The organism is Salinispora oceanensis (assembly GCF_000383575.1).
In the GTDB taxonomy this organism is placed as follows: domain Bacteria; phylum Actinomycetota; class Actinomycetes; order Mycobacteriales; family Micromonosporaceae; genus Micromonospora; species Micromonospora oceanensis.
This window is the reverse complement of the sequence record NZ_KB911579.1, coordinates 4,513,376-4,525,304: the sequence shown is the minus strand read 5'-3', so window position 1 is coordinate 4,525,304 and position 11,929 is coordinate 4,513,376. Positions and strand designations below refer to the sequence as shown.

At 69.6% G+C, this 11,929-nt stretch carries 9 protein-coding genes; 3 read left to right on the top strand and 6 right to left on the bottom strand.

The genetic code is table 11. The features are described from left to right. Positions 1-6 precede the first annotated feature (6 nt). Both SALPAC4_RS0120740 and secA2 read right to left on the bottom strand, forming a co-directional pair. On the bottom strand, positions 7-747 hold the full coding sequence (locus SALPAC4_RS0120740; RefSeq protein ID WP_027644928.1) for a GAF and ANTAR domain-containing protein: 741 nt from the start codon (positions 745-747) through the stop codon (positions 7-9). A 167-nt stretch (positions 748-914) separates the two neighbouring features. Further along, the gene (secA2, locus tag SALPAC4_RS0120735) at positions 915-3,206 is read right to left on the bottom strand and encodes an accessory Sec system translocase SecA2 (protein ID WP_019871981.1); all 2,292 of its coding nucleotides are present in this window, start codon (positions 3,204-3,206) and stop codon (positions 915-917) included. 247 nt (positions 3,207-3,453) lie between these two features. Here secA2 and ctaD point away from each other — a divergent pair, with 247 nt between their 5' ends. Continuing rightward, on the top strand, positions 3,454-5,451 hold the full coding sequence (gene ctaD, locus SALPAC4_RS0120730) for an aa3-type cytochrome oxidase subunit I (protein ID WP_019871980.1): 1,998 nt from the start codon (positions 3,454-3,456) through the stop codon (positions 5,449-5,451). Positions 5,452-5,578: 127 nt separating this feature from the next. Here the strand turns inward: ctaD and SALPAC4_RS0120725 are convergent, their stop codons facing one another. The 3 genes from SALPAC4_RS0120725 to SALPAC4_RS0120715 all read right to left on the bottom strand — a co-directional run bounded on the left by SALPAC4_RS0120725 (position 5,579) and on the right by SALPAC4_RS0120715 (position 9,281). Further along, positions 5,579-6,433 carry a SigB/SigF/SigG family RNA polymerase sigma factor gene (locus SALPAC4_RS0120725; RefSeq protein ID WP_018739629.1) on the bottom strand — a complete coding sequence of 285 codons (855 nt, stop codon included), beginning with the start codon at positions 6,431-6,433 and terminating at the stop codon, positions 5,579-5,581. Between the two features lie 211 nt (positions 6,434-6,644). Continuing rightward, entirely contained in the window at positions 6,645-8,039 is a 1,395-nt protein-coding gene (locus SALPAC4_RS0120720) for a hypothetical protein (RefSeq protein ID WP_019871978.1), read from the bottom strand. Between the two features lie 117 nt (positions 8,040-8,156). Further along, positions 8,157-9,281 carry a baeRF2 domain-containing protein gene (locus tag SALPAC4_RS0120715; protein ID WP_019871977.1) on the bottom strand — a complete coding sequence of 375 codons (1,125 nt, stop codon included), beginning with the start codon at positions 9,279-9,281 and terminating at the stop codon, positions 8,157-8,159. A 138-nt stretch (positions 9,282-9,419) separates the two neighbouring features. On the opposite strand from SALPAC4_RS0120715, the gene SALPAC4_RS0120710 reads away from it, so the two are divergent. Continuing rightward, a complete protein-coding gene (locus SALPAC4_RS0120710; protein WP_019871976.1) occupies positions 9,420-9,968 on the top strand; it encodes a hypothetical protein in 549 nt (182 codons plus the stop codon). Between the two features lie 165 nt (positions 9,969-10,133). Then, a complete protein-coding gene (locus SALPAC4_RS0120705; RefSeq protein ID WP_020113545.1) occupies positions 10,134-11,612 on the top strand; it encodes a hypothetical protein in 1,479 nt (492 codons plus the stop codon). Positions 11,613-11,632: 20 nt separating this feature from the next. On the opposite strand, the gene SALPAC4_RS0120700 is transcribed toward SALPAC4_RS0120705, so the two are convergent. Next, positions 11,633-11,911, bottom strand: coding sequence for a DUF6069 family protein (locus SALPAC4_RS0120700; protein ID WP_033665019.1), 279 nt, complete (start codon positions 11,909-11,911; stop codon positions 11,633-11,635). Between the last annotated feature and the right edge of the window lie 18 nt (positions 11,912-11,929).

Below are 11,929 nucleotides of genomic sequence, written 5' to 3'. Positions count from 1 at the left end.
GCACGGCTAGTTGTCGCGAGGCCGCGAAACCGTGGTAACCAACCGCTCGGCCACCTCCCGCAGGGGGATCCCGAGCGAGGACGCCGCGCTTCGCAGCACCGTCACGGCCTCCTCCGCCCGGCATCCCCGCTGGGTCATGACGACACCGATCGCCTGCCCAACGACGCTCTCGCCGAGCAGCGCCAGGTCGACCTGTCCGGCCTCGGCCACCGCCCGCGCCCGGTCCCGTACCGCGGCGAGCAGTAGACCGGCGTGCTCGGCCAGGAGCATCGCGGTCAGCTGGTGCCGGGGGGTGAGCACCTCCCGAGCCCCCGCATAGAGATTGAGCGCGCCGATCACCTGTTCGTCGATGTCGACCGGCGCGGAGATCACGGCCGACACCCCGAGTGCGCGGGCGCGCCAGGTCCAGTCCGGCCACCGTGTCTCGGCGCTCAGTCGCTCCGCGATCACCAACTCCCGCCGCCCGATCGCCGCCATCGCCGGTGAGTCCGGGCCATGCCGCAGGTCGTCGAGCTCGGCGAGTCGAGTGTCGGAGGTCACCGCTCCAGCCGGTTCCCCCGCGCGTAGGGAGGTGAACCCACACCAGTCGACCCCCGCGACGCCGTCCCGGGCGATCCGGACGAGGACGGTCAGCGCGGCGTCGAGGTCGGTCGCGCTGATCAGCTCGGCGGTCAGCTCCCGGAGCAGTCCCGCGGTCTCCAGGACACCGAGCGTCTCCCCCACCGACTCCCGCATCTCCAGGTTCACCCGACCCACCTCCATCACGCCGTACACCACACGTCGCACCACCGGACCGCCGGAGTGCGGGCCCGTCCCGACTCCGCGGCCCCGGCCTACTACCCCGAGGGGAGGGGTCGAAACTACCCAAAAGGGCGCCCTCCGGAGCCGGAGGCTACCGGAACATTCCGGGCCCGTCAGCGGGATCCAGAGCTGAGCCGCCGCCCCACCGAGGCGATGAGCCGGTCGAGCTCCGAACCGAACGGGTTGTCGTGCACGAGGTACGTCCACGTGGCGCTCGGCCGGACCAGCTTGGCCTCGTCCGGCTCCCAGTCCTCGTCGAATTCCGTCTCGGTGAAGGTCTCGATGGTGCGCCGTTCGATCTCCGGCACCAGCTCGTTGAAGGAGGGCACCGCGGCGCGGTGGAACTCGTCGAGCGGGTCCAACCGGCCCAACGCCCGCAGGTGCACGCCCTCACGGACCTCGGAGAGCTCAGCGAGGTGCTCGGCCCAGAGCCGATCCAGATGGAACAACGCGATCGAACGGGCGGCCCCGGCGAGAAGATCCTCGTCCATCTCGCCGGCCTTGTCGGAGAGCTTGTCGAGCAGCATCAGGGCCGCGACATCGCTGGTCAGCAACCGCTCACGGCGCTCCGCCAACGCCTTGCGCTGCTGCTCCACCACCACGCTGTAGCGCCAGGTGTTGCGGTGGATCTCATGGTTGACCCCCTCGGCGACCCGCTGGGCGTGCTCCACGGCGTAATCCACCTGCGGGTCGGTGACCAGGCCGTCGGCGTTCATCCGGGGCGACGGTGGCACGGTGTCACCGGCGTGCCGGACCACAAGATCGTCCTGCAGACTGACGAAGAAGACCGACCCGCCCGGGTCGCCCTGCCGACCGGCCCGCCCCCGCAACTGGTCGTCCACCCGGCGGCTGTCGTGCCGGCCACTGCCGATCACGTATAGGCCACCCAGCTCAGCCACCCGGTCCCGGTCCGCCTGATCACTGCCGCCGAGACGAATGTCGACACCCCGGCCGGCCATCTGGGTCGAGACCGTGACCGCGCCGTGGGCGCCAGCCTCGGCGATGATCGCCGCCTCCTCATCGTCGTTCTTGGCGTTCAGCACGATGCAGGGGACGTTCGCGGCCTCGAGGCCGGCCGCCAGGCTTTCGGACTCCTTCACGTCGAGGGTGCCGACCAGGACTGGCCGCCCCCGCTCGTGATTGCGCCGAATCTCGTCGATCAGCGCCTCCTCCTTCTCCGCCTGGGTCGCGTAGATCCGGTCCGGCTCGTCCTCGCGGACACACGGGGTGTTCGGCGGGACCACCGCCACCTCGAGATCAAAGAACTCACGCAGTTGCTCGCCGACCAGTACCGCGGTCGCCGTCATCCCGCACACGGTCGGGTAGAGCCCGATGTATGCCTGCACCGCGATCGTGCCGAGCACCTCCCCCTCGGCGGTGGCGTCGAGCCCTTCCTTGGCCTCGACCGCCGCCTGCAGTCCGTCCGGCCAACGGCGACGCTGCGCCACCCGTCCACGCATCTCGTCGATCAACTCGACCGTGCCGTCCCGCACGATGTAGTCCACATCGCGGTGCAGCAGGGCGTGCGCGTGCAGCGCTACGTTCACCGTGGAGAGCTGGGCGACCTGCTCCTCGTCGTACAGGTCGATGCCGAGTTTGGCCTCGACGGCGCTGAGACCGTCGGTGGTGAAGGCGACGCTGCGACCGTCCTCGGCCACCGTGTAGTGCCGGCCCTCGCGCAACCCACGCATCAACGTCGCGGCGGTGTGCACCGGATCCTGATCACCGGGAACCGCCCCGGCGAGGACCATCGGTACCCGAGCCTCGTCGATCAGGATCGAGTCGGCCTCGTCCACGATTGCGGTACTCAGCGCCGGTTGGACCCGGTCCTCAATGTCGGTGACGAGTTGGTCGCGCAGGTAGTCGAAGCCCGCCTCGCTGACCGACACGTACGTGACGTCGCAGGCGTAGGCCGCGCGCCGTTGTTCCGGGGTGGAGGCCTCATTGACCCAGCCGACAGTCAGGCCGAGCAGGTCGTACACCGGCTTCATCCATTGGGCGTCCCGGCGGGCCAGATAGTCGTTGACGGTCAGTACGTGCACCGGACCGTTGCCGAGGCGAACATGCCCGTACGCGGCGACCGTCGCGGTCAGGGTCTTACCCTCACCGGTAGCCATCTCAGCGACCTTGCCGGAGAGTAGCGCCATCGCACCGAGCAGCTGTACATCGTATGGCCGCTGGTCCAGTCCGCGGTGGGCGGCCTCGCGGCCAACCGCGCAGATCTCCGCGTAGCCCTCAGCCCGGCCGGCGGCCTCGGTCAACTCGACATCGTCGAGCGCCTCCAGTTCCGCAACCCGGGCCTCGATCGCGGGCAGAATCTTCTCCAGCGGTGCGAGGTCGACTGTCGTCCCGGGGCGCTGGAGGAATCGGCGGAACCTGGTCTTCAACCGTTGCGACACACCCATGAGCGGCAACGGTACGCGACCGGACCGATCTTCACCCGGCCCGCCCGGTCCACCGGCGTCGTCAAGGAGCGCCACCGAGGACTTCCCCACCGGGGCGACCAGGGCGGCCCAGGGCGGGGAACGCGGCACCTCGGGCCTGGAGGAAGGAAAATGCCGCTCTAGCCTGAATAATCCCTCTCGCCTGGTTTCATGGTCAGAGGGGCGGGTAGCCGCGCCCGTCCCATCTGTCGTAGCGGGGTGAGGGTCCATGCCCAAGCGGGTCACCACGGAACCACGGGACCGGGGTCCGGCGATCCTGGCGCCGGCGCGCTTTGGCGGCTACCCGGGCCCACGACGGCCGGCGATACCCGGCAGCAAGCTGGCCCGGTGGCTGTCCACCACCGACCACAAGCAGATCGGCCTGCTCTACCTGATCACGGCCTTCGGCTTCTTCGTGCTGGCCGGCATCGAGGCGATGCTGATCCGGGGTGAGCTCGCCCGGCCCGGGCTCCAGTTCCTCTCCCCCGAACAGTACAACCAGTTGTTCACCACCCACGCCCTCGCGATGCTGCTGCTCTTCGCCACCCCGGCGGCGCTGGGGATGGCCAACTACATCGTCCCGATTCAGATCGGGGCCCCGGACGTCGCGTTCCCCCGCCTGAACGCCTTCGGCTACTGGCTCTTCCTCTTCGGCGGTCTGCTGCTCTTCGGCAGTTTCCTGACCCCGGGCGGATCCGCCGACTTCGGCTGGTTCGCCTACACGCCACTGAGCCAGGCCGAACACTCCCCCGGCATCGGCCCCGACATGGTGCTGGTCGGCCTCGCCCTCGGCGGGGTCGGCACAATCCTCACCGCGGTCAACCTGATCACCACTATCGTCACTCTCCGGGCCCCCGGCATGACCATGTTCCGAATGCCGATCTTCACCTGGAACATGCTCTTCACCAGCATCCTGATCCTGCTGGTCTTCCCCCTGCTGGCCGCCGCGCTCTTCGCCCTGCTCGCCGACCGGCTGCTGGGGGCACACGTCTTCGATCCGGCCACGGGCGGACCACTGCTCTGGCAGCACCTGTTCTGGTTCTGGGGCCACCCCGAGGTCTACATCATCGCGGTGCCCTTCTTCGGGATCATCACCGAAATCATCCCGGTGTTCTCCCGCAAGCCCGTCTTCGGCTACACCGGACTGGTGTTCGCCACCGGCGCCATCACCGTATTGTCCATGGCGGTCTGGGCACACCACATGTTCGGTACCGGTCAGGTGCTACTGCCGTTCTTCAGCATCCTGAGCTACCTGATCGCCGTACCGACCGGGGTGAAGTTCTTCAACTGGATCGGCTCCATGTGGAAGGGGCAGCTCACCTTCGAGACACCGATGCTCTTCTCCATCGGTTTCCTGGTCACCTTCCTGTTCGGCGGTCTCACCGGGGTGCTGCTGGCCAGCCCACCGGTGGACTTCCACGTAACCGACAGCTACTTCGTGGTAGGGCACTTCCACTACGTGCTCTTCGGTACGGTGGTCTTCGCCTTCTTCGGCGGCATCTACTTCTGGTTCCCGAAAATGACCGGCCGGCTACTCGACGAACGACTCGGCAAGGTGCACTTCTGGACGATGTTCCTCAGCTTCCACGGCACCTTCCTGGTCCAACACTGGCTGGGCAATGAGGGAATGCCCCGGCGGTACGTCGACTATCTGCCCGGTGATGGGTTCACCACCCTGAACATGATCTCCACCGTCTCGTCGTTCGTACTCGGAGCATCCACCCTGTTCTTCATCTGGAACGCCTGGAAGTCCTGGCGGTACGGACCCGTGGTCAACGTGGACGACCCATGGGGCTTCGGTAACTCCCTGGAGTGGGCGACGACCTGTCCCCCGCCGCTGCGCAACTTCGACCAGATACCCCGGATCCGCTCGGAGCGCCCGGCCTTTGACGCCAAGTACGGTCCACTCGTCGCCGATCTCGGCCGCGACCTGCCGCAGCGCACCACCCGGCCGCCGCAGAAGCTCCGCGACGAGCTGCACCGAGAGCCGCACCTGCCCGAGCCACCCAGCGCCGAGGGCGCGGTGGGCGCACGCGAGGCGGTGGCCTACCACCCCGCCCCGCAGTCCGGGGCGCGGCCAGTCGAGGTGCCGGAGCCGGAGGACGTACGCCGACCCAGCTTCGAGGAGACCGACGAGCCCGAGGAGAACACCGACCTCGAAGCCCCGCAGGAACCGAACGACCGGTGGCGCCATCCTCGTGGATCTGGTGAGAGCACCGAGAACTGAGCCGGCTCGGCGCCCGCGGATGGCCGGCCTTCGCCCGGGATCCGGCGCGCGCAGCGGTCGGCGGGGCAGCCAAGGTCAACGACGGCGAGCACAGCGGCGCAGCGGCCGTACCCGGAGTAGCCGGCTCTCACCGAGCTCTGGGGCGGCCGGTCTCCGCCTCGGCGACGCCGTTCTGCCACGGCGGCGGCGCGTCGGCGAGCATCGCCTGCCGCAGCCAGGTCAACGCCCGAGAGAGCAGCCGGGACACGTGCATCTGGGAGATGCCGAAGCGGGCGGCGATCTCCGCCTGGGTCTGGTTGCCGTAGAAACGCATGGCGAGGATCCGCCGTTCCCGCCAGGGCAACCGATGCAGCAGGCCGCTGACGGTAACCCGATCATCCACCGACTCCAGCGCGTTGTCGGACTCACCCACCAGATCCCCGAACTCGGCCGAGCTCTCGCCGCCGACCGGGGCGTTGAGCGACGCCGGACTGTAGCCGGCGGCCGATTCCAGCGCCGCGAGGATCTCCTCCTCCGGCGTCTCCAACCGCGCCGCCAGCTCCGCCACCGTGGGTGCCCGAGACAGCTCGCTGGTCAGCGCCGCGGTGGCCTGGCCAACCTCGAGGATGAGGTCACGCAGCCGGCGGGGCACGTGCACCCCCCAGGTACGGTCCCGGAAGTGGCGCTTGATCTCACCAACGATAGTGATCGCCGCATACGCGGTGAAGGAGCCCCGCTCCGGGTCGTAACGATCCACCGCGTTCACCAACCCGAGCCGCGCGACCTGTTCCAGGTCCTCCAGCGGCTCGCCCCGCCCGCGATACCGACGGGCCAGTCGTCCGGCGAACGGCAAAGCGAAGCGGACCAGGTCGTCCCGGGCCTCCTGACACCGCTGGGGCGGCAACCCCTCGATCCGGGCCGCATACGCCAGAGCTGCCGCGTCGAGGTCCTCCAGGCCTCGCTCGGTCGGTGATGGAGTACTTGTGGTGGTCTGTCCGAACATCCGCGCCTCCCTCAGGAAGGTCCCGCCCGGATTTGGCAAACCGGTCGTGCGCGTGGTGACACCACCACGCACCGGGTCGGAAATGGGTTTCGTGGCTGGGACGCCAGCGGGCGCCGGCAAGATCCGGCCGCCGCAGCCAGCGGTGTTCCCGCTCCGTAGGTACTCAATCACGAGACCCGGGGTTCGCGAGGATGTTTCGGCGCGTTCGAGGTCAGGAGACGAGCAGTCCCTGCTGGGAGCCGCCCTCGCGGAGCGCCGCAAGGGCCGCCGCGACAGTCATCGGCGGCGGTGTCGGCAGGTCGTACGACTGCGCCCGCAGCACCTCGGTCGCCCGACGGGTGGGCACCGACGTGACCGGGTAGCCCCGGGCCGCCGACCGATCCAGAACCCGCCGACGACGACCGAAGCCGGCCACAGCCAGCCACTGGGGAAGCCCGGCGACCGCCGGCGACCGCAGCCCTGGCGGGTCGGGCAGTACGTCCACCGAGCTGAACGGCTCACTGCCGGCGAGCCACCACTCCACCCCCTCCACGCTGCGCCGGGTGGCGCTCTCACACCAGTAGGGCACCATGCCGGCCCGAAGCACCTGCCACGGGTCGAGCAGCCGGCCGCACTCGACAACCAGACGATTGCCGGTCTTTCCGGCCGCACGCAACCAGTGCCGATACAGGTCCGCCGTCGCCGCGCTCAACACCGCCGGTTCTGGCACGAGTACCCGATGCGACGGATGCCGGTGGACCGAACCCCATTCCCGGACGGACTGCTCGAACCCAGGCTCGACCCCGTGTTCAGCCAGCCGGGGTGCCCCCGCCACCGCCGGCGGGCACCACCGCGCGCCGTCGCTTCCAGCCGCGTGGAGCACCTGACGCAACGCGGGGCTGTCCGGGTGGAAGTCCACCGGATCAAACCCGCTGCCCGGAGAACCCACCTGGAAGCTGTGCCCGGGGGCGGAGTCAAACACCGGCCAGGTACGGGCGTCGCAGAGCAGCAGCACCGGCGCCCCGGGCTCCAGGCACTCGGCCAGCAACCGGAGGTAGGCCGCCGGCAGCCAACGCCAGCGAGCGGCCAGCGCGACGGTCGCCCCCGCCAACGCACCGCGGCTGGCGGGGCAGTGCACCTGCCGTACGTGGAGTTCGGGGTTGGCCACCAGCAGCCGTGCGGCCAGCGCGGCACCGTGATCGAGCGCGGCCTGCGGCCCGTCCACCGCCCCTTGCGGCCAGTGGACGCTCAGCTCGAAGCCCGTGGGTAGCCACGGGACGCCGAGCGCGACCGCGAGGTGCGCTGCCGCGCCGTGTGGGGAACCGAGGAGCACGCCCGGGTAGCGGCGGTGGGGGTACTGGTCGGCGAACCAACAGGCCACCTGCTCGGCGTCCACCTCGGCGGCCTGCCCCACGGTTAGAGCGACCCGACCGGCGGCCCGGGCAGCCGCCGCCCGCCGCACCGGTTCCGGTGCCCCGCTGAGACGGGACATCCCTCTGAGGTGTCCCAGGTCGGCGCAGTCGGTGCCGCGCAGGGCCCGGGCGGTGGCCGCGACCAGGGTCCGGGAGACGCTGCCGGCTGCGACGACGCGGTCGCCCGCCAGCCCACCGGCGCGCCCCGCGCGCACCCCGACCTTTCTTCGTTCGCTAGCCACGCAGCCCAGCTTCCCGCCCGTATCGGGTTCAAACTGGGCATCCCTTACTCCTAGGGATTAACCCGCTAATCCCGATGGTTGGGTGGCATCTCAGGCGCGGTCCCGTCCCGGCGTGGCGGCATCGACATACCGCAGTACCGCGCCCACCCCGCCGGCCAGCTCCGGGGCCTCGTCGGGGCCGAGGACGGTCAACTCCGCGTCCATCCCCACCAGGGCCCGCACCAAGGCGGCATCGGCGCGTACCTGCTCCGGGTCCCGGACCGCCATGGCAGACAGCTGCCCGGGGTCAGTGGCGATCTGGGTGGGATCCGACCCAACCCACAACTCTCCCGTCGCTGACGGGTCGTCCACAATCAGCAGGTTCTCGACCTGGTCTCGTTGCAGCGCGGAGACCACCGCACTCAGCCCGGACCCGATCTCCTCCTGCTGGCCGAAGCGGTCCAGAGCGGTGTTGACCCGCTGGTCGGCCACCTCGGCGATGGTCTGCACGGTCAGATCATCCAACTGGGTGTGGTCGGCGCCGTCGGCTCGCTTGCCGGCATCGGTACGGACCAGCACCTCCTGCCAGCGTTCCGGCAGTTGCGCGGCGATCACACCGGTGGCCCGCACATCTCCGGACACCACCACCACGTCGGCCCGTACCTGCTCGGCCAGCTCCGCGGCGGCGGCGGCGATGTCACCCGCGTTGCGGTGCCAGGCCTCCATCGCAGCCCGCTGATAGCGGGACTGGGACCAACCGCCCGGCCGTACGCGGCGCAGTTGGTAGTCCTGCCGGCCCTGCACATGGGCGTGCCGGGGCACGCCCCCCGCACTGACCGCCATCGCGTCCGCTCCGGTCCGGTCGGCGATCACCCGCACCCAGGCCACCTGCTCGCCCCGCTGGGCCAGCAGCGGCATCACGTGTGGCAACGACGCAACCGCGGCGATGTCTCGCAGCGGCGGGGCGGACAGGTACTCCGACAAGGCCACCCGACCGTGGCTAGCGAAGACCGCGATGCCGTAGTCACCCGGCATCGGATCATGCCCCCGAACCACCCGATCGATCGCCTCGATCGACGCCGGGTCGGCCCCCTGCTCCTGAAGTCGGTCCCGGAGCGCGCGCCAGCGCAGATCCAGCGCGGCGTGGGCGTCCTCGGTGTCGGCGGAGGCATCCAGGTAAACCGAACACCACGGGCCCGGTCGATCATAGAGCGGGCGTAGGAAGGACAGCTGCATGCGCGACCCCTTTCCAGCTCGACCCTGCGGTTACCCGTGCCGGCTGACTTGTCACCTGACCCACGCCACGTGACCGACGTTTCATTCCCCCCATTCACCCACCGGGGCCGATACCATCGGGGAACCGATCGACCCTGGGTGGTGGCGATGGACAGCGACCTACCTGTCCCACGGATCACACATCCGACGGCGCGCATCGTCACCGGGCGAGTCGTCCGGTTACTCGACGGCTACCCGCGTGCGGTACGGGTGGGGCAGCCGGTGCTGGTGGCGGTGCTCGTGGCAGCCGGCGTGGTCAGAATGCTGCTGGCCCTGCTCCAGCAGCTCGCAGCTGCCGGTTCCGGCCGCGGTCGGCGCACGTTCAAGGAACTCCGGAACGGGCCGGAGTTCCTGGTCACCCCCGTCCGCCTGCGGGACTCCGCTGGACGGCTGTGCGAGGTCGAGCTACACGGACACCTGCCGCAGAGTGCCCTACACCCGGCCGACCACGTGCAACTCACCCTACGCCGCCAGCGCGACTCCGAGCTTCCGCCCAAGATCGAGCGGATCGCCAACCTCACCACCGGACAGTCGCTCACCCCGCGTACGGCGACGCTCTGGTCGCATCTCGGGCCACCGCTCCTCCTCCAGGCCAGCCTGGGCCTGCTACTGCTGGCCGCGGTGGCCGCCTGTTCCAGCCTGCGGTGAGCCGGTCCCGGCAACCACTCTGTCCACGCGACCGCGGAAGCCGCGCATGAATCGACCAATGCCTGTCGCGGCCCACCGGTGGGTGGGAGAAACCAACAGGTCTACCGCAGTTGGACGCACTGTGCGACTGTCAGGTAACGGGCCAGCGGTGACAGGGCGGTGACCATGGGCGAAAGCGTTGACGTGCGGACCTTCAACCGTGCGGATCGAGCCCGATATCGCGAAAAGCTCCACCGCTGCCTCCGGGCCTTCGCCGAGCTACTACCAGACTCCCGGTTCGATGTGGATCGGCTGACGACGGGGCTGGAGATCGAGCTCAATCTGATCGACGACACATCCCAGCCCGCGATGCGCAATGCCGCAGTGCTGGCCGCCGTGGCCGACCCGGACTTTCAGACTGAGCTGGGTCAGTTCAACCTGGAGATCAACCTAGCTCCCCTGCGGCTCCCCGGCGCCGGTGCCCTGGAGTTCGAGAAGACGCTGCGCGAGCGCCTCGACGCCGCCGACGCCCGGGCACGCACCGCCGGCGCCCGTCTCGTCATGATCGGCATCCTGCCGACGCTACGGCCAGAACACCTCACCTCGGCCACGCTCTCCGCGAACCCCCGCTTCGAACTGCTCAACGAGCAGATCTTCGCCGCCCGTGGTGAGGATCTGCGAATCGCCATCAGGGGCGTGGAGCGGCTGGCGATCACCGTCGACACCATCACTCCAGAGGCGGCCTGCACCAGCGCCCAGTTCCACCTCCAGGTCAACCCCGCCCAGTTCGCCGACTACTGGAACGCGGCGCAGGCGATCGCCGGCGTTCAGGTCGCGTTGGGTGCCAACGCACCGCTTTTCTTCGGCCGGGAGCTGTGGCGGGAGACGCGGATCCCGCTGTTCGAACAGGCGACCGACACCCGCGCAGAAGAAATCAAGGCACAGGGCGTCCGTCCCCGGGTGTGGTTCGGGGAACGCTGGATCACCACCGTCTTCGACCTCTTTGACGAGAACGTCCGCTACTTCCCCGCGCTGTTGCCGGTCTGCGACCCGGAGGACCCAGCCGACGCGCTGGCGGCGGGTGCCGTGCCTCAGCTGGCCGAGCTACGCCTGCACAACGGCACCATCTACCGGTGGAACCGGCCGAGGTACGACGTCCTGGCAGGCCGGCCAGAGCTGCGACTGGAGAACCGCGTGCTACCGGCTGGGCCCACTGTGGTAGACACCGTCGCCAACGGGGCATTCTTCTTCGGCCTCGTCCGGGCGCTGGCCGAGAGTGACCGCCCGCTGTGGTCGCAGATGTCATTCAACGCCGCCGAGGAGAACTTCACCACCGGCGCTCGGCACGGCATCGACGCACAGGTCTTCTGGCCGGGCCTCGGCTACCTACCCGTCACCGAGTTGGTGCTCCGCCGACTACTGCCGCTGGCCCACCACGGGCTGGATCGCTGGGGAATGGACCCGACCGAGCGGGATCGGCTGCTCGGAATCATCGAGCAGCGCTGCCTCAGCGGCCGCAACGGGGCGAGCTGGCAGGTCGCCACCCTGAACCGCCTTGAGTCCGCCGACCGCCTGGGCCGGCCCGAGGCGCTGCGCGAGGTGGTTCGCCACTACGTGGACCTGATGCACAGCAATCGACCGGCCCACGAGTGGCCCATCCCCTGACCGCCCCGGTCGGATTCGGACTACCGCGCAGCGACTGTCGGAGAGGTGCTGCGGAACACGGGAATGAGGACCGCCGCGACAGTGGTGTGCATTAGCGCCAGGGTGATCCGGGAGCCGGTGGGGATGCCGGCGCCGAGCAGCGGGCCGCCGTAGGAGATGACCAATACACTCAGGGCGATCACCGTCCAGGCGGTACGGGCCAGCCGGGTTAGTCGCTCCAGTACCGCCAGGAGGGCCCAGCCCGCCAACGAGGTGACCAGGGACATGTGGACGACGGCGCCGAGGGGGACTGCCTCCAACTCGGCGCTCCCCGGTCC